This is a genomic window from Micromonospora sp. NPDC000668, from assembly GCF_042897975.1.
Lineage (GTDB): Bacteria > Actinomycetota > Actinomycetes > Mycobacteriales > Micromonosporaceae > Micromonospora.
On the sequence record NZ_JBIAYP010000001.1, the window covers coordinates 1861761 to 1883710 of the forward strand.

Here is a 21950-nt window from a genome sequence, read left to right on the forward strand (position 1 = left end):
GGACGCAGGCGCGAATTCGTCGCTCCCGACGGGGCAACTCGCTGGGGCGACAGCGCGTCAGGTACGGAAGGAGCCGCCATGCGCGGAAAGATCATGTTCCTTGGCGGGCTGGCTGCGGGATTCGTCCTGGGCGCTCGTGCCGGCCGGGAAAAGTACGAAGAGCTCGTGGTCCAGGGCCGCAAGGTGCTCGACCACCCGACCGTCCAGGAGGCGGCCGGGGTCGCGCAGGCCCAGGCCAACCGGCTCTACAGCGAGGGCAAGGACAAGCTCGGCCAGACGAAGCTGGGCGAGAAGCTGGGCACGGGCAACGGCAGCACCGGCAAGCAGGAGCTGACCGCCGCCGACGACGCGTTCGCCGGCACGCCCGCCACCGTGGGCGCCAAGGCGGGCTCCGGCTCGTCGGGCACCAGCAGCACGGTCGGCACGACCTCCGGGTCGCCGTCGGCCACCACCCCCCGCACGAAGCCGTCCGGCTCGGGCACCAACGCCAGCACGCTCTGACCACCGCACGTCAACGGGCCGGTCGCCGCAGGGCGACCGGCCCGTGGTCTGTCCGGGTGCGGGTGACCGCCCACCCGGGGAGCGGTCAGTCCTTGCTGCTGAACGCCGCGTCGAAGGCGGCCGTTGGGGCGTCGAAGGCGAGCCGACGGACGAACTGCAACGCCTCCGGGGCACCGACCAGTCGGTCCATCCCGGCGTCTTCCCACTCGATGGAGATCGGGCCGGTGTAGCCGATCGCGTTCAACGCCCGGAAGCAGTCCTCCCAGGGCACGTCGCCGTGCCCGGTGGAGACGAAGTCCCAGCCGCGGCGCAGGTCCGCCCAGGGCAGGTGGGAGGCGAGTCGGCCACGCCGGCCGTCCCCCGTGCGCACCTTGGCGTCCTTGCAGTCGACGTGGTAGATCCGGTCGGCGAAGTCGAAGATGAAGTTCACCGGGTCCAGCTCCTGCCAGACGAAGTGCGACGGGTCCCAGTTCAGCCCGAACGCGGGACGGTTGCCGATCGCCTCCAGGGCCCGCTTGGTCGTCCAGTAGTCGTACGCGATCTCGCTGGGGTGCACCTCGTGCGCGAACCGCACCCCCACCTCGTCGAACACGTCGAGGATCGGGTTCCACCGGTCGGCGAAGTCCTGGTAGCCGCGCTCGATCATCGACGGCGGCACCGGCGGGAACATCGCCAGGGTGTGCCAGATCGACGAGCCGGTGAAGCCGACGACCGTCTTCACCCCGAGCTTCGCCGCCGCCCGCGCGGTGTCCTTGATTTCCTCTGCGGCCCGCTGGCGGACCCCCTCGGGCTCCCCGTCGCCCCAGATCCGGCCGGGCAGGATGTCCTGGTGCCGCTCGTCGATCGGGTGGTCGCAGACCGCCTGACCGACCAGGTGGTTGGAGATCGCGAAGACCTCAAGGTTGTGCTTGGCAAGGGTCTCCCGCTTGCGCTCGACGTACGAGTCGTCGGCGAGCGCCTTGTCGACCTCGAAGTGGTCGCCCCAGCAGGCGATCTCCAGACCGTTGTAGCCCCACTCGGAGGCGAGCCGGCAGACCTCCTCGAACGGCAGGTCGGCCCACTGGCCGGTGAAGAGCGTGATGGGTCGCGCCATTGTCCTTCTCCCCTGTTGTGATGGGGATTCCATGTGCGGACCGGGGCGAGGATGACCGGTCAGACCGGTACGCGGCTGCGGGACGGAACACCGGTGGATGCGGAACGCACCTGGGCCCGGCGGGTTGCGCCTCCCACCGGGTCACCGGCCACCGTCACGGTCGCCGCCCCCACCCTATTTCCGCCGCCCCCATCGCGAAAGCCCACCGCCCGGGGTAGTTCGGGCGGGTTCCGGCGGACGCGCCGCGTCGCGGTGATGCTCGTCGATCCGGGTCAGGACCAGCGCGGGCCGCGCCGGACCGGCGGGCGGCTGCGGCCCCGCCACCGGTTCATCACTCCGCTACCTCTTCGGGCGCGGGTAGGACCGCACGGACGGTGAAGCCGCCGCCGGGGCGCGGGCCGGCGGAGAAGGTGCCGCCGATCCGCTCGGCGCGCCTGCGAATACCGAGCAGGCCGCGGCCGGGTTCGGAGGTGTCACCGCCCACCGGTCCGGGTCCGGCGCCGTCGTCGCGTACCTCGATGGTGATGCCCTTGGCGTCGTAGCGCAGCCGGACCGCTACCGGCCCGCCCGGGGCGTGCCGGCGCGCGTTGGTCAGCGCCTCCTCGATGATCCGGTACGCCGCCACGTCGACCGCGTCGGGGAGCGGCCGGGGCGGCCCGGCCAGGGTCCAGCGCACCGGCTGACCTGCGGCGAAACCCTCCACCAACGCGTCGAGGCGGTTCAGGCTGGGTGCCGGGCCGCCTGACTCGTCGGGCTCCTCAGCCCGGCGCAGCGCCCCGCGCAGCCGGTGCCCCTGCACCCGCGCCATCCGGCGCCACCGCGCGAAACGCCCCATGCCGGTCAAGGTACGGCAGCCGGTTGTGAGCCGGCCCGCGGAGTCCGTGGCCGCGCCCGGCGCGGCGTCCGCCGGCCCGACCCTCGGGGCTCGCCGGTCAAGGTTCGCCGGTCGCGGCGGTGACCGGCCCGCCGGGCGGGGCACGCCCGGCGGGCCGGATCAGCGGGGTCGGATCAGCGAGGGATCAGGGCAGGGTCCACTTCTGGTTGGCCGCGCCGTTGCAGGTCCAGAGGTGCACGATCGTGCTGTCCGCGGAGTTGTTTCCGGAGACGTCGAGGCACTTGGCCGACGACGCGTTGCGCAGGCTGCCATCGGCCTGGGCGGCCCAGTTCTGCGCGCCGGTGCCGTTGCAGGTCCACAGCTGGATCTTGGTGCCATCGGCGGTGCCGCTGCCGGACACGTCGAGGCACTTACCGAGCGCCTTGACCGTCGAGTTCGGCGTCACGGTCCAGGTCTGCGCGGTACTGCCGTTGCAGGTGTAGATCTGGATCTGGGTGCCGTCGGCGGTGCCGCCGGAACGCACGTCCAGGCACTTACCGCCCAGGCCCTTGATCGGGCCGACCCCGGGGGTGCCGCCCCCGCCGCCCCTGACCAGGGTGAAGTCGTCCACGTCGAAGAGCCCTGTGCCACTACCGGTGAAGGTGAGGTAGAGGTTCTGGGCGCCGGACGGGACGCCGGACAGTGCGGTGGTGACGTTCGCGAAGGTAGTCCAGCTTCCGGTGTTCGGCACCGCGACCGAGCCGAGCACCGGACCGGTGGCCGAGCCGGTACGCACCTGGATGGTGCCGCCCGCACCGCCGGAGACGACCCGGGACGTGAACGAGGTGACGCCGGTCAGGTTCACACCGTTGTACGCGGACCAGTCGCCCGGGTCGATGTAGCCGATGGTCTGGCCGCCGTTGGCGCCCGCCTTGGTGAACGGGGTGACCCCGTTGGCCGAGCTGAACGCCTCGGCCTGGATGGTGGTGTTCCCGGTCGGCGGTGGCGTGGTGCCCAACTCCTTGATCCGGATGTTGCGGAACGAGGCATCGTCGCCGGTGCCGTGGTTCTGGATGCCGATGTGGCCGGCCAGCGAACGGACCGGGTTGGTGTTGGTGAAATCGTTGATCTTCACGCCGTTGAGGAAGATCTGCAGCCGCTCGCCCTCGACCAGCAGCTCGTAGGTGTTCCACTCCCCCGCCGCGTTGAGCGCCGCGTCACGGGCCGCGATGTCCGCGGACTTGAAGGTGTAGACCGACCCGGTGGTGCGATCGGCCGCGTCGGTGGCGTCGATCTGGATCTCGTAGCCGTTGTCCACTGCCGACCACGGGTCACTGGACGGTGGGAAGCCGATGAACACGCCCGAGTTATCGTCGCCGGCCAGCTTCCAGTCCAGCTTCAGCGAGTAGTTGGTGAACTGCTTGGCGTTGTACCAGAGCATCCCCATGCCACCCACCGAGGTGAGGGTGGCGTCGGAGTTGGTGAAGTTGCCCGGGCCGGCCTGCGACCAGCCGCTGGTCGAGCCGTTGTAGAGCGGGGTGTAGCCGGTCTCGGGCCGGCAGTCGGCCTTGCTCCGACCGGCCGCGTACCGGATGCCGCCGAGCAGGTGGGCCCGGAACGCGGGCTCCGCGTACGACGACTGGGTGTGCCCGCCGCCGGTGTAGAAGGACCGGCCGCCGTTGTAGCTCTTGCACCAGGAGTGCGGGTGGTCCGCGCCCATCCCGCCACCGGAGTACGACGACTCGTCCAGGGTGGCCAGCACGTGGGCGGTGGACCGGGCGTTGGTCCGGTAGTTGTACCACTCGTCGGTGCGGGTCCAGGTCTGCGGCAGGTGCGCGGTGGCCGCGTGCCCCCGGTCCTCCACCTTGACGTTGGCCTGCTGGATGGCCGGGTGCGAGGCGAACCACGCGCCGACCAGGTTGCCGTAGAACGGCCAGTCGTACTCGGTGTCGGCTGCGGCGTGCACACCCACGTACCCGCGACCCGACCCGATGTACGACTCGAAGACGGTCTGCTGGCTGGCGTTGAGCACGTCGCCGGTGGTGTTGAGGAAGACCACCGCCTCGTACTGGTTGAGGTTGGCGGTGGTGAACGCCGCGGCGTCCTCAGTGGCGGTGACGGTGAAGTTGTTCGCCGCGCCCAGGTCCCGGATGGTCTGGATGCCGACCGGGATCGCGTCGTGGCGGAAGCCGGCGGTCTTGGAGAAGACCAGCACGTCGTAGGGGGCGTCGGCGGCGCTGGCCGGGGTGGCCGGGGTGGTACAGGCGATGACGGCGAGGACGGCGGTGGCCGCGCCGAGGACGGGTCGCAGGAGTCTGCGCATGTCGCTCTCCTAAGAACGGTTAGGAGGGGTCCCTTGCACCACACTAGGCGTTGACAAGGGGCCCCTCCTGTCAACTCAGGGCAGGGTCCACTTCTGGTTCGCGGCGGCGGTGCAGGTCCAGAGGTGCACGGCGGTGCTGTCCGCCGAGTTGTTTCCGGAGACGTCGAGGCACTTGCCGGACTGCGTGTTGCGCACCGTGCCGTCGGCCTGCGCGGCCCAGTTCTGCGCACCGGTCCCGTTGCAGGTCCAGAGCTGGATCTTGGTGCCGTCGGCCGAACCGCCGCCCGAGACGTCGAGGCACTTACCCAATGCCTTGATCGTCGAGTTCGGCGTGACCGTCCAGGTCTGCGCCGTACTGCCGTTGCAGGTGTAGATCTGGATCTGGGTGCCGTCGGCGGTGGCGCCGGAGCGCACGTCCAGGCACTTGCCGGCCAGGCCCTTGATCGGACCGGCCCCGCCGGCGGGTGGTGCCCCGGTGGTGAAGGTGAACGCGTCCACGTCATAGAGCGCGCCGGTGCCCGACCCGGCGAACGTCAGGTAGAGCGTGGTGGTGCCGGTCGGCGGGTTGGTGATCGCCCCCGTCACCGTGGTGAAGGTTTCCCAGCCCCCGGTGACCGGGACGGTGGCCGAGCCGAGCACCGTGCCGGTGGCCGAGCCGGCCCGGACCTGGAGCGTGCCGCCGGCACCCGCCGAGGAGACCCGGGCGCTGAACGAGGTCACGTTGCCCAGCCGGTACGGCTGGAACGCGATCCAGTCGCCGTTGTTGATGTCGCCGACGGTCTTGCCACCCTCGGCTGGGGTCTTGCTGAACACGTTGATCCCGGACGAGGTGCCGAAGAACTCGGCCTGCCGGTGCCGCGGCGGCAGCGTGTGCTGGGTGTGCGTGGTCAGCCCGCCGGCGTCGGTGTACTCGGCGTCGAAGATGGCGAAGATGTTCGCCGCGTCGTCGTGCTCACCGTCGACCGGGATGGTGATCGTGCCGGAGCAGCCGGTCTTGGAGGTGATCTGGTGCCCGTGCTGGTCGTGCCCGAGCACGTAGGTCATCTTGACCTTCGTGCAGTCGCTCGTGCCGTCCTCCGGGTCGGTGACGGTGATGCTGAACGGCACCGTGTCGCCGAAGCTGAACAGTTGCCCGTTGCCGGGGCTGTTGATGGTCACCGTGGGCGCGGTGTTGCCGACGTTGATCACCACGCTGGCGCTGCCGGTGGCGCCCTGCGGGTCCCGCACGGTCAGCGTCGCGGTGTAGGTGCCGTTGGTGGTGTACGTCTTCGACGGGTTGGCCGCCGTGGAGCTGGTGCCGTCACCGAAGTTCCACGAGTACGTCAGTGCGCCGCCCTCGGGGTCGGACGAGCCGGCCGAGGAGAACGTCACCGCCAGAGGTGCGGCACCGGAGGTCCTGTTCGCGCTTGCTGTGGCGTTGGGCGCCCGGTTGCCGCCCCCGACGTAATCGAAGCGGTAGAGCGCGGAGTTGGCGTCACCGTTGAAGTAGCCGGTGCCGTAGTCGAGCACGTAGTACGCCCCGTCCGGGCCGAAGGCCGAGTCCATCACCTGCTTGCCGACCCAGGGGAAGGCGTCGATGGTGCCCCGGGAGCCGTCGGCGTTGACGTGGATCGGCTTGATCCAGCCGCGGCCGAACTCGGTGGCGAAGAACTGCCCGTCGAACGACTGCGGGAACTTCGTCGTCGAGGTCGACGAGGCGTTGTACCGGTAGACCGGGCCGCCCATCGGCGACTCGGAGCCGCCGCCGAACTCCGGCGGGGTTCCGGCGTCGCCGGCGTACCGGATCCAGGCCGGCTTGGCCGCCGGCAGGGTGCCCAGGCCGGTGTTGCGGAACGAGTTGTTGGTCGGCCCGCCGGTGCAGTTGTACTTCGCCCCGCCGGTGTTGGCCGCGAAGTCCCACTCGTTGTACGTCTCGGTGCTGGTGTTGGTGCCGGTGCAGTACGGCCAGCCGTAGTTGCCCGCTGCGTCGACCCGGTTGAACTCCACCTGGCCGGACGGCCCGCGGGTGGCGCTGGTGGTGCCGGCGTCCGGCCCGTAGTCACCGACGTAGACGACGCCGGTGGCCTTGTCCACGCTGATCCGGAACGGGTTGCGGAAGCCCATCGCGTAGATCTCCGACCGGGTCCTGGCCGTGCCGGGCGCGAACAGGTTGCCCGCCGGGATGGAGTACGTGCCGTTGGCGTTCACCTTGATCCGCAGGATCTTGCCGCGCAGGTCGTTGGTGTTGCCGGCACTGCGCTGCGCGTCGTACGCCGGGTTGCGGTTGGTCCGCTCGTCGATCGGGGAGTAGCCGGCCGAGTCGAACGGGTTGCTGTCGTCGCCGGTGGAGAGGTAGAGGTTGCCGGCGGCGTCGAAGTCGATGTCCCCGCCGACGTGGCAGCACATCCCGCGATCGGCCGGCACGTCGAGCACGTCGACCTTGCTGGCCTGGTTGATCGTGAAGTCGGCGTTGAGGGTGAACCGGGAGAGCCGGTTGACGCCCTGCCAGGCCGAGAAGTCGGTGCCGGTGGCCGGCGCGTCGCCGGCGGGCGTGGCGAGCGGCGGGGCGTAGTAGAGGAAGATCTGCCGGTTGCTGGCGAAGTTCGGGTCGACCCCGACGCCCTGCAGCCCCTCCTCGTCGTGGTTGTAGACCGGCAGGGTGCCGATCACGGCGGTGGTGCCGTTCGCGTCGGTGCGGCGCAGTGTGCCGTTGCGGGCGGTGTGCAGGACCGAGCGGTCCGGCAGCACGGCCAGCGACATCGGTTCGCCCATCTCGGCCACGCCGCGGGCGAGCTCGACCTGCTGGAAGTCGGTGGCGTTGATCGGGTGCGCCTGGGCGGGGGTGGGGCCGCCGAGCGCGGCCGGGCCGGCGCCGAGTGCGACCGTGCCGGCCGCGGCCACCAGCAGCAGGGCCGATCCGGCGGAGAACCATCGTCGGGATCGGTGGGTGGGAGCATCCTTCATGGACATCGTTGTGCTGTCCCTTCCTGACGAATGACTGCCAGGCCGGGCGCGCGCCGTCGCGCCGGATGCCGTAGCGGTGGTGGGGTGGGGTCGATGGGTTACCGCGCCGCCGGTTCACCTCGACGAAACATTGTCGTGTTGGCCACGACACTAAGTTGCGAGTGTCGATGTGTCTATACCTTCCGGCGAACCGGCGTGAACTTTCGTCGATTCGGCTGAAAGTCACCAGGCAGCGCCGTTCCCCAAAGACGGCGGACGATGTCCGGGGGGCCGAGGCCGACGAACGCCGACGAATCAGGCGCGGCGGTCGATCGCTTGTGCGGCCAGCGCGACCAGCGCGGCGCGGGCCTCGTCGGCCACCGTCGCGGTCTCCAGCGCGACCAGCGCGGCCTCGGTACGGACCCGGATCATCTGCTCGATCCGTTCCCGGGCGCCGGTCGCCTCGATGATCCCGCGAAGCTCCGCCGCGCCGTCAGCGTCCAGCGCGGGATTGCCGAACAGCTCGCGCAGCCTGGCGGTCTGCGGCCGGTCGGCGGCGCTACGGGCCAGCGCCATCATCACCGTCGGCTTGCCCTCGCGCAGGTCGTCCAGGACGGACTTGCCGGTGACCGCCGGGTCACCGAAGACGCCCAGCACGTCGTCGCGGAGTTGAAACGCGTCACCCAGCGGGTCACCGAACTCGCCCAGCGCGGCGATCAGCTCCGGCCCCGCACCGGCCAGGGCCGCACCGATCTGCAACGGCCGGGTCACCGTGTACCGGGCCGCCTTCATCCGGATCACGGTCAGCGCGCTGGCCACCGAGCCGTCGCCCACCCCGGAGACCAGGTCCAGGTACTCCCCCGCGATCACCTCGGTACGCATCAGCGCGAACATCCCGTACCCCCGGTGAACCTGCTCGGTACTCAGGCCGCACTCGTGGAACATCTGGTCCGACCAGGCGGCGCAGAGATCCCCGCAGAGCAGCGCGGTGTTGCGTCCGTACGCCTCGGGGTCGCCACGCCACGATGAGCGGGCGTGCAGGTCGGCGAAGAGCCGGTGCACGGACGGCTCACCCCGGCGGCGGTCGCTGCCGTCCAGGATGTCGTCGTGGATCAGCGCGAACGCGTGGAACAGCTCCAGTGCCGCCGCGGCCACGACGATCGGGGTGCCGTCGGCCGCCCCGGCACCGCGCCAGCCCCAGTAGCAGAAGAGCGGTCGCAGCCGCTTGCCGCCGGCCAGCACGAACCGGTACAGCGCGGTGAACACACCGCGCGGCGCACCGTCCGGCCAGTCCGGGCCCTGCCGGTCGAGGAAACCGGCCAACTCCGCGTCGAAGCGAGCCCGCAGCCCGCTGGCGTCGGTGGGCGCGACGGTGACCGTCATGACCCCTCCCCCGGCCGGCCCGCCTCCGCGCCGCCCCCGGAGGTCAGCCCGGCCAGCTCCAGCAGCAGTGCCTTGACCTCGGTGGCGGCGATCCGCTCCCGGGCGGCGGCCGGGTCGGAGCAGAGCAGCACCGGAGCGTCCGCCGGGTCGGTCGGCAGTCGCCCGTGCGAGCCGCGTACCGCCCGCGCCCCGGCGTCCAGGCCGACCGCGCTCATCAGGTAGCGCATGCCCAGCTTCTTGCGGGCCAGCGCCACCCCGGCGCGACGCTTGGCCGCACCTGGCGCGGCCGGATCGAAGAACAGCTCGGCCGGGTCGTAACCCGGCTTCCGATGGATTTCCACCAGCCGGGCGAAGTCCGGTGCGCGGGCGTCGTCCAGCCAGTAGTAGTAGGTGAACCACGCGTCCGGCTCGGCCACCAGCACCAGCTCCCCGGCGCGTGGATGATCCAGCCCGTGCGCGGCCTTGCCCTCGGCGTCGAGCACCTCGGCCACACCGGGCAGCCCGGCGCAGAGCTTCGCCACCGCCGGCACGTCGGCCGGGTCCCGGACGTAGACGTGCGCGACCTGGTGATCGGCGACGGCGAACGCCCGGGACGTCCACGGGTCGAGGTACTCCATGCCGGCCTGGGTGTGCACCCGCAGCAGCCCTTCGGCGCGCAGCAGCCGGTTGACGTCCACCGGCCGGGACACGTCGGTGATGCCGTACTCCGAGAGCACCACCACCGTGGCACTGCGGGCCCGGGCGGCGTCCAGCAGCGGCCCGAGCACCGTGTCCAACTCGGCCGCCGCGGCCGCGGCCTGGGCCGAGGACGGGCCGTACCGTTGCAGGTCGTAGTCCAGGTGCGGGACGTAGACCAGGGTCAGGTCGGGCGACACGTCGGCCAGGATCTGCTCAGCCGCCTGGCAGATCCACCGTGACGAGGGCAGCCCGGCCGTCGGCCCCCAGTAGGTGAACAGCGGGAAGGTGCCCAGCCGCCCGGTGAGCGCGTCGTGCAGCTCCGGCGGGTCGGTGTAGCAGTCCGGCTCCTTGCGGCCGTCGGCGTAGTAGACCGGGCGCGGGGTGACCGTCCAGTCGACGTCCGCGCCCATGGCGTACCACCAGCAGACGTTGGCGACGGTGTAGCCGGGCTCGGCCCGACGGGCCGCCTGCCAGAGCTTCTCCCCGCCGACCAGCGCGTTGTGCTGCCGCCACAGCAGCACCTCACCCAGCTCCCGGAAATACCACCCGTTGCCGACGATCCCGTGCCCGCTCGGCGGCTCGCCGGTGAGGAAGGTGGACTGCACCGAGCAGGTCACCGCGGGCAGCACGGTGCCCAGCTCGGCCCGGAAGCCGCCGTCGGCGACCCCCCGCAGCCGGGGCATGTGCGCCAGCAGTCGCGGGGTCAGCCCGACCACGTCGAGCACCACCAGTCGCCGGCTCATCGCGGCACCCCCGCGCAGGCCGTCGTGGTCAGTTCCGGCGTCAGGCCCAGGCCGACCAGCTCGGCGCGGGCGAAGGCCAGCTCGGCGGCGATGCCGGCGGCCAGCTCCGCGTCGGTGCCCGTCCGCCGTGCGGCCGGCAGCACGCCCCAGGTGTACGTCTCCACGTCGAGGTGGTCACAGCCGGCAGCCGGGCCGGCGTAGAGCGCGGCCAGCGCGGCGCGCAGCACCGGCAGGGTGGAGCCGAGCGGCTCTTCGGGTGGGGCGTGCAGGGGCACGTGGTAGTGCACCCGCCACGGGCCGGGCAGCGCCGCGTCGAGCGCCGCGTCCAGGTCGTCAGCCGCGTACGCCGGGTCGGCCGGGTCGACCCCGCCCGCGCAGCCGGCGCTCCGAGTCTGGTGCAGGAAGCGCGGCTCCACCCAGCGGCGCAGCGCGTCGGCGCCGCCGGCCGGGTCGGCCGCCTCGACGGCGGCGGAGACCTGGACCTTGACCACCGGCAGGCCGGCCGTCCGCAGCCGGTCCAGCGCCGCGCCGGGCTCCTCCCACGCACAGGCCAGGTGGGCGAGGTCGAGGCAGATGCCCAACCGCTCAGTGTCCATACCGGACAGTAGCGTGGCGGCCTGGCCGGTGCTCTCCACCACACAGCCAGGCTCCGGCTCGAAGCCGACCCGCACCTGCCGGCCGGTGTCCCGCTGCACCGCGGCCAGGCCGGCGGCGAGCTGGTCCAGCCGACGTCGGGCGGCATCGGCCTGGTCGGCGCCCCAGGGCTGCCGCCAGGCCAGCGGCAGGGTGGAGATCGAGCCCCGGGCGGCGTCGTCGGGTAGCAGGTCGGCGAGCACCCGGGCCAGATCCAGGGTGTACGTCAACCGCTGCTCGGTGGTCCAGTCGGGGCGGTAGACGTCGTGCTTGACCACCGGCGCCTGGAAGGCCGCGTACGGGAAGCCGTTGATGGTCACCACCTCCAGGCCGCGCGCGTCCAGCTCGGCGCGCAGCCGGCGGCGCAGCGCCGGATCGGCGGCCAGCTCGGCGGCGACCGGTGCGGCCAGCCACAGGCCGAGGCCGAGCAGGTCGGAGCCGAGCGCCGTGCGTACCGGCACGGCGTAGGTGTCCAGTTGAGCGAGGATGCCGGCGAACTCCTCGGCGGGGTGCACGTTGGTGCAGTAGCCGAGGTGGACGGTCTCGCCGCCGGCATGCCGCAGCCGCATCAGCTACCACCGCGCAGGATCGAGTTGCCGGTCTGCGGGTCCACGGCGGCGGCGGAGTCCAGGTCGCTCAGGTCGAGCCGGCCGGACTGCCCGTAGAACTCCACCGGGTTGCGCCACAGCACCCGGTCGACGTCGTCGTCGGTGAACCCGGCCAGCAGCATCGCCTCGCCGGTGGCCCGGGTCAGCAGCGGGTCGGAGCGCCCCCAGTCGGCGGCCGAGTTGACCAGCATCCGCTCGGTCCCGTACTCCCGCAGCAGCTCCACCATGCGGGGCGGGGACATCTTGGTGTCCGGGTAGATGGAGAAGCCCAGCCAGCAGCCGGTGTCCCGGACCAGCTTGACGGTCACCTCGTTGAGGTGGTCGACCACCACCCGGCCCGGCTCGATGCCGGACTCGTTGACCACGGCGAGGGTGCGCTCGACGCCCCGCGCCTTGTCCCGGTGCGGGGTGTGCACCAGCGCCGGCAGGTCGTGCGCCACGGCCAGCGCGAGCTGCGCGGCGAACGCCTCGTCCTCCTCCGGGGTCATCGAGTCGTACCCGATCTCGCCGACCGCGACCACCGCGTCCTTGTCCAGGTAGCGGGGCAGCAGGTCGAGCACCGGCCGGCAGCGCGGGTCGTTGGCCTCCTTGGGGTTCAGCGCCACCGTGGCGTGGTGCCGTACCCCGAACTGCCCGGCCCGGAACGGTTCCCAACCGATCAGCGAGTCGAAGTAGTCGGCGAACGAGGCGGCGCTGGTGCGCGGCTGGCCCAGCCAGAACGACGGCTCCACCACGGCCCGGACCCCGGCGGCGGCCATCCGTTCGTAGTCGTCCGTGGTGCGTGAGGTCATGTGGATGTGCGGGTCGAAGATGCGCATCACGCCTCCGTGGGGGTGGGCCGGTCGACGGTGCCGGTCCCGCCGCTGTGCGCGGTGAGCCGGTCGAGCAGGGCGGTGGCGTCGGCGGGCAGCTCCCGGCCGGCGGCGTGCCGCTCGGCGGCCAGCGCGGCCAGCATCGCGGCCAGTTCCCCGTCAGCGCGGGTGTCGAGATCGGCCACCACGGCCAGCGGCACGCCGGAGAACACGCACTTGAGCACCGCCTGCCGCCAGGCCGCCGGATCGAGGTGCCGCGCGTACGGGCCGAGCGCGGCGGCGACCAGCCGGGTGTCGTTGGTCCGGATCGCGTCGTGCAGCAGCGGCACCCCGGCGGCGCCGATCGGCAGCAGCGGCAGGGCGCGCAGCACGGCCCGCCGTTCGGCGGCGTCGCCGTTCCGGTAGAGGGTGTCGGCGTACTCGCCGTGCTCGGCGGGCAGGGCGGTGAGCAGCAACACCCGGGCCGCGTCGTCGGCGGTCCAGCCGGGGACGTCGGGCAGCGCGGCCCGGCCGCAGCGCCGGCCGGCGGCCGGGAACAACCGGGTGATCGCGGCGGGCTCGGCCCCGACCCGGCGCAGCGCCGTGTCCAGCCAGTCAGGGTCGGGTACGCCCCGCAGCGCGGCCCGTAGTGAATCCGGTGTCATCCCGTCTCCTCCCTCGTGCTGCTCCGCAGGTGCCCCAGGGCACACCCTCCGCGCTGCTTCAACCCATACGACGGCCACTGCCCGGATAGGCGACCATGGCTGCCGCGTCCGCTGACGCAGAGCGGAGGGTGCCGGCGGGCACCTCGTCCTCGGTGCGGCCGCCCATCGCGGCGGCGCGCAGGAACTCGATCGACCGGGCGGCCACGGCGGGCGCGGCGTGCGAGTCCCGGGGCAGCTCGACGGCGACCAGCCCGCGGTAACCGGCCTGGGCCAGGGCCGCCAGCACCGGGGGGAAGTCGATCTCGCCGGTGCCGAACTCCAGGTGCTCGTGCACCCCCCGGCGCATGTCGTCGATCTGCACGTTGACCAGATGCCCGGCCACCTCGGCGACGCACTGCGGCACAGGCCACGGTTCGAGGCAGCGGCAGTGCCCGATGTCGAGGGTGATGCCGAAGCGTGCCGGATCGCCGAGCGCGGCACGCAGCCGACGCCAGCCGGCGATGTCCTCGACGAGCATCCCCGGCTCCGGTTCGAAACCGAGGGTGACGTCGGCGGCGTCGGCGGCGTCGACAACGGCGGCGCAGCCGGACACCAGCCGGTCCCAGGCGGTCTGTGCCGGCACCGGATCGGGGCGGACGCCGGCCCAGAAGGAGACCGCCTCCGCGCCGAGGTCGGCGCCGATCCGGACGGCCCGGCGCAGGAACTCGATTCGCCGGGTCGGGTCGTCATGCAACAGCGTCGGGGCGTGCTTGTGCCACGGGTCGAGCAGGTAGCGGGCTCCGGTCTCGATCACCACCGCGAGGCCCAGCGCGCTCAGCCGCCGGCTGACGGCGGCCGTCCGGCGGGTGAGGCCGGGCGCGAACGGGTCGAGGTGGTCGTGGTCCAGGGTCAGCGCCACCCCGACGTACCCGAGGTCGGCGATGACGGCCAGCGCGTCGTCGAGCCGGTGGTTGGCGAAGCCGTTGGTCCCGTAGCCGAGGCGCAGCGTCGAGGCGTCGGCCGGTGGCCCGGGGCGGGGCTGCGGGGCGGTCATGTCGGGGAGACCTTCCGGGCCAGCCGCCGGCCCAGCGGCGCCGCCGCCGCGACCGCCAGCCCGAGCAGGCCAGCGCCTCCGCGCGCAGTGAGCGCCCCCTGCAGGGCGGGCAGTCCGGTGATCCCGGCGCCGACCGCAGCGCGTACCCGGCCGGCCGACGGGTCGCGGACCACCTGGGCCTGGGCCGCGCCGTAGCGAGCGGCGTACCAGCCGGCGAGCACCGCGGGCAGCGCGGCGGCGAGCCGGACCGGCCAGGCAGGGCGGTCACCAGCAGCGGACGGGCCGTCGGTCGGGGTCGGCTCGGCGCGCCGGGCGGCGGCCCCAGGTGCCGCGACCGCGGCGCTGGCGGCGACCAGGGCGGTGCCGGCCAGCGTGCGCAGCGGCAGGGCGGCGTCGGCGCCGGTGACCTCCCGGCGGGACAGTGCGGTGACCGTCCAGGTGTGCGCGGCGACGGTCACCGCCGCTGGCAGCGCCCGGGTCAGCCGACCGCCGGACGCGCCGAGCAGCACGTCCAACCCGCGACAGGCGGCCATCACGGCCGGCCCGGCGGCGGTGTTCTTGGCCAGCAGGTCGTACCCCCAGATGGTGGCCGCCAGCGGCACGGCGAGCGCGGCGGCGCGGCGACCGCCCACGGCGGCGGCCAGGCCCACCCCGGCGGCCGTGAGGCCGGCGGCGAGCCCGACCGCGGCGACCGGGGCGACCCGACCGCTGGGGATGGGCCGCTCGGGCCGCTCGACGGCGTCCAGCCGCCGGTCGGCCCAGTCGTTGGCGGCCATGCCGGCCCAGTAGAGCAACACCGAGGCACCGGCCAGGGCGGGGGTACGCCGGCTCAGCGCGCCGGCCGCCGCCGCGCCGGCGACCACGTCCCCGGGCACCGAGAGCGCGGCCGGCGCCCGGACCAGCTCGGCGAGGTCAGCCAACGTGGTCATGGGCACCGTCCCCGCCGGCGTGCAGCCGCTCGGTGAAGCCGACCAGCCGGGCCCACTGCTCGGCCAGCGAGTGGGTGGGCGTGCCGAGCGGGTCCTTGAAGAAGAAGCCCAGCTCGGCCAGCGGCCCGACGTGACCGGCGGCGTGCGCGGCGGCGGTGAGCCGGGCCAGGTCGAGCACCAGGGGCGCGGCCAGCGCGGAGTCGCAGCCGTGCCAGGTGAACTCCATCCGCATCCCGGTGCCGAGGAAACCGGCGAAGGTGATCAGATCCCAGGCGGTCTTGAAGTCGCCCAGCTCCTCGACGTACTCGATCCGGGTGCCGCCCTGCGGCACGTAGCCCAGCGTCTCGCCGAGCACCCGCTGCTTGCTCTGCACCTTGGCGGCGTTGGCGGCCGGGTCGGCGAGGGTGGCGCCGTCACCGCCGCCGAGCAGGTTGACCCCGGACCAGGACCGCACGGCCAGGTTGCGCATCGCGAACATCGGCGCGAGCACCGACTTGACCAGGGTCTCGCCGGTCTTGCCATCGTGCCCGGCGTACGGCAGTCGGGCCTGTTCGGCCAGCGCGGTCAGCGCCGGCAGCCGCAGCCCGGTGGACGGGGTGAAGTCGACGTACGGGCAGCCGGCCAGCAGCGCCGCGTACCCGTACAGGGAGCTGGGTGGCAGCACCTCGTCCGGGCCGGTGAGAGCGGCGCGCAGCGCGTCCGGGTCGGCGTGCCCGGGGTGCGGTCGGGGGGCCGGTTCGGTGGCGGAGACGTTGACCACCACCACCCGGTCCAGCCCGTGCCGCTCGCGGAAGGCGGTGAGATCGCGGACCACGGCGGCGGCTCGGTCGGCCTGGGTGGCGCCGGCCGGTGCCGGACGCAGCTCCTGCTCGACGGCGGCCAACTCGTCGGGGAGCGCGGCGACCAGCCGCCCGGGGATGACACCGGTGTCGGCCAACGCCTCGGCCCGCTTGCACAGCGGAGTGGTGGCCAGGTCGTGACCGCCGAAGACCAGATCGGCGAAGGACGGCAGGGCGGGGCCGCGCAGCTCCGGCAGCTCGGTGACGCAGCCGGTCGGCCCGGCCAGGCCGGCCCGCAACGCGAGCCCTCCGACGATGCTGGTGGTCGCGACGGAACCGCGCGCTCCTACCAGCCAGACACCCGTTCGCATGGTGCTCCTTCCCGTTCAGGAGGAACCGTCGGTGCAGTTAAATATAGGAATATCAGAATATTCTTCGGAAAGATACGGCCTGGGTGGATGGGCCCCGTCCGCCCGCGCCCCGCACCGGGACGGCACCGGGTTCCGACGTCGGCGTCGGCGGCGACGACACCGGACCGGTTCCCGGTACGGAGGCGGGCGGACGGGGTTGGTAGGCAGGGTCGGTCGGCGTCTCGACCCTGCCTCCCCCGCATCCGGCCGACCGGGGCGTTGGCCCGCCCCGGCCGGACGTCTCAGGTCGCCGTGCCCAACGGACCACCGACCGGAGTGCGGCACGCCGAACGTCGGCGGACGGAAGCGGTACGGGTGGAGGCAGCGGCGGGCGGTTCCATGGGGTCCTCCGGATCGCCGGGGGTGGTGGCGGTCCTCCGGTGCGGCCGGGGAATCCCGGTCCGGTCGCACCGGACGACCGTCCTGCTCGTGCGCCACCGGGCCGTACGGCCCGGCTGCACGCCCTCCGGTGCCGACCTCGTCCCGACCGCGGGGCGCAAACCGCGGCCGGTCCCTCGCCGGTCGGCTCCGGAAAGCCGGTCGGGCGATGGCGGCGCGAGCACCGCCATCGCGGATGAACATGGGTCAGACGGCCGCCACGGCCAGCGCCGGTTCCACCTCGGTCCAGGAGGAGCCGATCTCCGCCGAACGGGTCACCGCGTCCAGCACGAGCTGGACCTGCAACCCGTCGGCGAACGACGGAGCCGGGTCGACCCCGGTGGCGATCGCCTCGATGAAGTCGCGCATCTGGTGGGTGAAGGAGTGCTCGTAGCCGATGATGTGGCCGGGTGGCCACCACGCCGACATGTACGGGTGCTCGCCCTCGGTCACCAGGATGCGGCTGAAACCCTGTTCCACGCTGGGCCGGGTGGCGTCGTAGAACTCCAGCTCGTTGAGGCGTTCCAGGTCGAAGACCACGCTGCCGAGCGAGCCGTTGATCTCGACTCGCAGGCCGTTCTTGCGGCCGGTGGCGAACCGGGTCGCCTCGTACGTGGCCAGGGCGCCACCGTCCAGCCGGGCCACGAAGACCGCGGCGTCGTCGACGGTGACCGGCCCGGTGGCCGCGCCGGTGCCGTCGACCGGACCGCCGCCGTCCACCGTGGCCGCCAAGCCGCTCGACCCGGCCGGCAACGGTCGTTCCTTGACGAAGGTCTCGGTGACCGCGCTGACGCCGGTGATCCGCTGGCCGGTGACGAACTGGGTCAGGTCGATGATGTGCGCACCGATGTCACCCAGCGCGCCGGAGCCCGCCCTGTCCTTCTGCAACCGCCAGACCAGCGGGAACTGCGGGTCCACGATCCAGTCCTGCAGGTACGTCGCCCGGACGTGCCGGATCACCCCGAGTCGTCCGTCGGCGACCAACTGGCGCATCATCGTGACCGCGGGAACCCGGCGGTAGTTGAACCCGCACATCGACCGCACCCCGGCGGCCCGGGCGGTCTCCGCCGCAGCGGTCATCGCCCGCGCCTCGGCCACCGTGTTGGCCAACGGCTTCTCGCACAGCACGTGCTTGCCGGCGGCCAACGCGGCGAGGGCGATCTCGGCGTGGCTGTCGCCCGGTGTGCAGATGTCCACCACGTCGATGTCGTCCCGGTTGATCAGGTCACGCCAGTCCGTCGTGTACGCGTCCCAGCCGAGCCGGTCGGCGGCGTCGGCCACCTTCGCGGTGTCCCGGCCGCAGATCAGCGCCATTCGGGCCCGCGCCGGCAGGTCGTACACGCGGTTCACGGTGCGCCACGCCTGTGAGTGCGCGGCGCCCATGAACGCGTAGCCGACCATGCCGACCCGCAGTTCTTTGTCTGTCGTGGACAAGGTGGGTCTCCCCCCGTGTGTCAGAACCCGAGCTTCTCGTAGCTGCCCGCGTTCTCCTTGGTGATCGTCTCGGAGGCGAGGGTCACTTCCTTGGGCACCTGCAGCTCCGTGAGGTCCCCGAGGCCCCGGCCCTGGGCGACGAGCCGGGCGAGCGAGATCGCCGAGGAGGCCATCGACGGGTTGTAGGTGACCGTGGCCTTGAGCACGCTGTTGTCGGCCTTGATCGCGTCGATCGCGAGCTTCGAGCCGGCGCCGCCGACCATGAAGAACTCCTTGCGGCCAGCCTGGTTGATGGCGGCGAGCACGCCGATGCCCTGGTCGTCGTCGTGGTTCCAGATGGCATCGATCTTGGGCAGCGCCTGGAGCAGCTGGGCCGCCTCGCGCTGGCCGCTGTCGGAGGTGAACTCGGCCGAGCGGCGGTTGGAGACCTTGAAACCGTACGTCGCCAGGGCCGCCGTGAAGCCGGCGCTGCGCTCGACGGTCAGCGGGATCTCCAGACCGGCGATCTCGCCGATGACCGGGTTGGTGACGCCCTTGTCCTTGAGCTGCTTGCCGATGAAGTGGCCGGCCGAGACGCCCATGCCGTAGTTGTCACCCTTGATGACCAGCCGCGAGGCCAGCGCGTCGGGGAAGACCCGGTCGAGGTTGACGATCGGGATGCCCGCCTGCATCGCCTGGAGGGCAACGGCGTTGACCTCCTTGCCGTCGTGCGGCAGCACGACGATGATGTCCGGCTTCTGGGCGATCAGCGTGCCGAGCGTGGAGCGCTGGGCCTCGGAGGTCGTCCCACCGTCGACCTCCTTCAGCTCCACATCGGAGTACGCGGCAGCCTGGGCCTTGGCGTTGGCGTGGATCGCGCCCATCCAGCCGTGGTCGGCCGCGGGGGCGGAGAACCCGATGACGACCTTCTTGCCCGGGGCGTTGTTGCCGGCGCCGTCTCCGGCGGCCTTGGTCTGGGTGCTGGCGGCCGGGGTGTCGTTGCTTGTGCATGCTGTGAGCAGGGTGGCGGCGCCGACGGCGGCCCCGCCGAACAGCAACCGACGGCGCGACAGGTCGCGACTGTGCTGGGTCATGACGACCTCCTGGGAGCGGGTTTGAGTGGTGAGGGTGTGCGAGGTCCGGCCACTGTCGAATATCTCGACGTCGCCAGGGACAACGGTGCGGTGCGTCAGGTTGCGGTGGTGACCCTGTTCCGCGCGAGGAGCCGAGTGAAGGACTTGAACTGGAACTGCTGGACCAGGACGGCGGCGACGATAATGCCGCCCTTGACCATGTTCTGCGCCTCGATGGAGAGGCCGTTGATGGCGAAGAGGTTGGTGATCGTGGCGAAGATGATGACGCCGAGCAGCGAGCCGACAATCGTGCCCCGGCCACCGCTGAGCAGTGTTCCGCCGATGATCGCGGCGGCGATCGCGTCCAGCTCGTAGAGGTTGGCCATCGCCGCCTGGGCCGAGGTGGCCTGGGAGGTGAGCATGATGGCGGCGATGCCGCAGCAGAGGCCGGAGAGCGCGTAGAGCAGCATGGTGTGCCGGCGGACGTTGATGCCGGCCAGCCGCGCGGCCTCCGGGTTGCCACCGACGGCGATCGTCCGCCGACCGAAGGTCGTCCGGTTGAGCAGGATCCACCCGGCCAGGACGACCGCGCCGAGGATGTAGACGAGGATCGGGATCCCGAGCACCTTGCGGGCCGCGATGTCGTTGATGAAGGTGCTGCTCGACACCTGGGTCTGCTTGTTGGAGATCGACGCGGCGAGCCCGCGGGCGGCCACCAGCATCGCCAGCGTCGCGATGAACGGCACCAGCCGCCCGTACGAGATGAGCACGCCGTTGACCAGACCCACGCAGATGCCGACCACGATCGCGGCGAAGATCATGCCGCCGGCGCCGTAGCTCTGGGTGGCCACCGTGGTGCACCAGACCCCGGCCAACGCGACGATCGCACCGACCGAGAGGTCGATCCCCCCACCGATGATCACGAAGGTCATGCCCACAGTGACCACGCCGACGACGGAGGCCAGTTGCAGGATGGCCAGGATGTTGTTCCAGACCCAGGTGGGGTCGTCGTAGAGATCAGGCTTGGTGATCGCCCCCACCACGATGAGCGCGGCCAGCACCCCGATCAGGCCGAGGTTGCGCTTGGCGCCGTCGCCGCCGTCGCCCCGCCACCAGGAGAGCCGGTTTCCGGTCGAGGCCGCCCGGTCGCCGGTCGCCGCCGTCTCGGCCGGGGACTGCGCCGGCACGTGTGGGCGCTCCGGTGTCGCGGTGGGAGTGGGAGTCGCGTCGCTCATGCCGGTGCGCCTTCCATCAGGGACCCCGCCATCACGAGGTCGAGCACGGTGTTCTCGTCGAGTTCGCCGGCGGGGGCCTCGCGGATGACCCGCCCCTCCCGCATCACCAGCACCCGGTCGGCCAGGCCGAGCACCTCGGGCACCTCACTGGAGACCAGCAGCACCCCGACACCGCGAGCGGCCAGCCCGCGGATGACCTGGTACAGCTCGGCCCGGGCGCCGATGTCCACGCCCCGGGTCGGCTCGTCCAGCAGCAGCAGTTTGGTGTCGCCGAGCAGCCAGCGCCCGACCACCACCTTCTGCTGGTTGCCGCCGGAGAGGGTGCGTACCGGCCGGCGGACGTCGCGCGGTCGCAGCTCCAGGCTCTCGGCGATCCGGTCCGCCTCGGCCTGCTCCGCGCCGGCGTTGGTGAAGCCGAGCCGGGCGTACCGGCCGAAGGTGGCCAGCGTGACGTTGCGGTAGATCGGCTCGCCGAGCAGCAGCGCCTGGCTCTTCCGCTCCTCCGGCGCCATGCCCATCCCGGCCCGGACCGCCGCGCCCACGCTGCCGGCCCGCAACGCCTTGCCGGCCATCCGGACCGTGCCGGCCTCGGCCCGCCGCGCGCCGTAGATGGTCTCCAGCAGCTCGGAGCGGCCGGAGCCGACCAGCCCGGCGATGCCCACGATCTCGCCGGCCCGGACGCTGAGTGACACGTCGGCGAACTCGCCCGGCCGGGTCAGCCCGTCGACCTGGAGCAACTCCACCCCGGCCGGGTCGTCCGCCGGGCGCTCCGGGAAGACGTACTCGATGCTCCGGCCGGTCATCCGGCTGACCAGGTCGCGGGTGGGGGTGTCCCGAGCCGGCAGGTTCGCCGCGGTGGTCCGGCCGTCCTTGAGGACGGTGACCCGGTCGCCGATCTCGCGGATCTCCTCCAGCCGGTGGGAGATGTAGATGACGGCGATGCCCTGGGCGGTCAGCTCCCGGATGATCCGGAACAGGTTGCCCACCTCGTCGTGGGCCAGCACGGCGCTCGGCTCGTCCATGATGATCAGTCGTGCCTCGTGCGACAGCGCGCGGGCCATGCTGACGATCTGCTTGCCGGCCGCCGGCAGCGCCCGGACCATCCGGCCCGGTGGGATCTCGGCGTGGCCGAGCCGGCCGAGGATCTGCCGGGTCCGCCGGGCCATGTGCCCACGGCGGACGAAGCCCAGCCGGCGCGGCTCGTGGCCGAGGAAGGCGTTCTCCCCCACCGACAGGTCGTCGACCAGGTCCAGTTCCTGGTAGATGGTGGCGATGCCGGCGCGCATGGCGGCCTGCGGGTTGGCGAAATTGACCGGCTCGCCCCGCCACTCGACCTGGCCGGAATCCGGCTGGTGCACCCCGGCCAGCACCTTGATCAGGGTGGACTTGCCGGCGCCGTTCTGCCCGAGCAGGCAGTGCACCTCGCCGGCGCGCACCTCCAGCTGCACGCCGTCGAGGGCGCGTACCCCGGGGAAGGTCTTGACCAGGTCGGTGAGGCGCAGGACCACCTCGCCTGCGACGGTGTCGGCGGGGGCTTCGACCAGCG

The 21950-nt window shown here is 72.4% G+C and carries 17 protein-coding genes; 1 reads left to right on the forward strand and 16 read right to left on the reverse strand.

Features of this window, described 5'->3' with window-relative positions:
• The first annotated feature begins 78 nt into the window (after window positions 1-78).
• Window positions 79-501, forward strand: coding sequence for a hypothetical protein (locus ACFY29_RS08650; protein WP_328419212.1), 423 nt, complete (start codon window positions 79-81; stop codon window positions 499-501).
• Window positions 502-586: 85 nt separating this feature from the next.
• Here ACFY29_RS08650 and ACFY29_RS08655 read toward each other — a convergent pair whose 3' ends face one another.
• The 16 genes from ACFY29_RS08655 to ACFY29_RS08730 all read right to left on the reverse strand — a co-directional run bounded on the left by ACFY29_RS08655 (window position 587) and on the right by ACFY29_RS08730 (window position 21912).
• Window positions 587-1594, reverse strand: a complete 1008-nt coding sequence (locus ACFY29_RS08655; RefSeq protein WP_328419214.1) for a sugar phosphate isomerase/epimerase family protein — start codon at window positions 1592-1594, stop codon at window positions 587-589.
• 331 nt (window positions 1595-1925) lie between these two features.
• Window positions 1926-2429 (reverse strand): ATP-binding protein, encoded by a 504-nt coding sequence (locus tag ACFY29_RS08660; RefSeq protein ID WP_328419216.1) that lies wholly within the window; start codon window positions 2427-2429, stop codon window positions 1926-1928.
• A gap of 184 nt (window positions 2430-2613) precedes the next feature.
• On the reverse strand, window positions 2614-4731 hold the full coding sequence (locus ACFY29_RS08665; protein ID WP_386984398.1) for a ThuA domain-containing protein: 2118 nt from the start codon (window positions 4729-4731) through the stop codon (window positions 2614-2616).
• A 75-nt stretch (window positions 4732-4806) separates the two neighbouring features.
• Window positions 4807-7680, reverse strand: a complete 2874-nt coding sequence (locus ACFY29_RS08670) for a PQQ-dependent sugar dehydrogenase (protein WP_386984400.1) — start codon at window positions 7678-7680, stop codon at window positions 4807-4809.
• Window positions 7681-7968: 288 nt separating this feature from the next.
• Window positions 7969-9036: a polyprenyl synthetase family protein gene (locus ACFY29_RS08675; RefSeq protein ID WP_328419222.1), complete on the reverse strand. Its 1068-nt coding sequence runs from the start codon at window positions 9034-9036 to the stop codon at window positions 7969-7971.
• On the reverse strand, window positions 9033-10457 hold the full coding sequence (locus ACFY29_RS08680) for an alkaline phosphatase family protein (RefSeq protein WP_386984403.1): 1425 nt from the start codon (window positions 10455-10457) through the stop codon (window positions 9033-9035). The genes ACFY29_RS08675 and ACFY29_RS08680 overlap by 4 nt, the downstream gene beginning before the upstream one ends.
• Complete coding sequence (gene eboE, locus ACFY29_RS08685) at window positions 10454-11659, reverse strand: metabolite traffic protein EboE (protein WP_386984405.1); 1206 nt, start codon at window positions 11657-11659, stop codon at window positions 10454-10456. Before eboE ends, ACFY29_RS08680 begins: the two co-directional genes overlap by 4 nt.
• A complete protein-coding gene (locus tag ACFY29_RS08690; protein ID WP_328419228.1) occupies window positions 11659-12516 on the reverse strand; it encodes a TatD family hydrolase in 858 nt (285 codons plus the stop codon). The genes eboE and ACFY29_RS08690 overlap by 1 nt, the downstream gene beginning before the upstream one ends.
• Window positions 12516-13154, reverse strand: a complete 639-nt coding sequence (locus ACFY29_RS08695) for an EboA domain-containing protein (RefSeq protein ID WP_386984407.1) — start codon at window positions 13152-13154, stop codon at window positions 12516-12518. The genes ACFY29_RS08690 and ACFY29_RS08695 overlap by 1 nt, the downstream gene beginning before the upstream one ends.
• 58 nt (window positions 13155-13212) lie before the next feature.
• Entirely contained in the window at window positions 13213-14187 is a 975-nt protein-coding gene (locus ACFY29_RS08700; protein ID WP_386984409.1) for a sugar phosphate isomerase/epimerase family protein, read from the reverse strand.
• A complete protein-coding gene (locus ACFY29_RS08705) occupies window positions 14184-15116 on the reverse strand; it encodes an SCO3242 family prenyltransferase (protein ID WP_386984411.1) in 933 nt (310 codons plus the stop codon). The genes ACFY29_RS08700 and ACFY29_RS08705 overlap by 4 nt, the downstream gene beginning before the upstream one ends.
• Complete coding sequence (locus ACFY29_RS08710) at window positions 15100-16266, reverse strand: inositol-3-phosphate synthase (protein ID WP_386984413.1); 1167 nt, start codon at window positions 16264-16266, stop codon at window positions 15100-15102. Before ACFY29_RS08710 ends, ACFY29_RS08705 begins: the two co-directional genes overlap by 17 nt.
• Window positions 16267-16890: 624 nt before the next feature.
• Entirely contained in the window at window positions 16891-18084 is a 1194-nt protein-coding gene (locus ACFY29_RS08715) for a Gfo/Idh/MocA family protein (RefSeq protein WP_386984696.1), read from the reverse strand.
• A 53-nt stretch (window positions 18085-18137) separates the two neighbouring features.
• Window positions 18138-19190 (reverse strand): substrate-binding domain-containing protein, encoded by a 1053-nt coding sequence (locus ACFY29_RS08720; protein ID WP_355609611.1) that lies wholly within the window; start codon window positions 19188-19190, stop codon window positions 18138-18140.
• A 95-nt stretch (window positions 19191-19285) separates the two neighbouring features.
• Entirely contained in the window at window positions 19286-20404 is a 1119-nt protein-coding gene (locus ACFY29_RS08725) for an ABC transporter permease (RefSeq protein WP_386984416.1), read from the reverse strand.
• Window positions 20401-21912 carry a sugar ABC transporter ATP-binding protein gene (locus tag ACFY29_RS08730; RefSeq protein WP_355609636.1) on the reverse strand — a complete coding sequence of 504 codons (1512 nt, stop codon included), beginning with the start codon at window positions 21910-21912 and terminating at the stop codon, window positions 20401-20403. The genes ACFY29_RS08725 and ACFY29_RS08730 overlap by 4 nt, the downstream gene beginning before the upstream one ends.
• Window positions 21913-21950 lie beyond the last annotated feature (38 nt).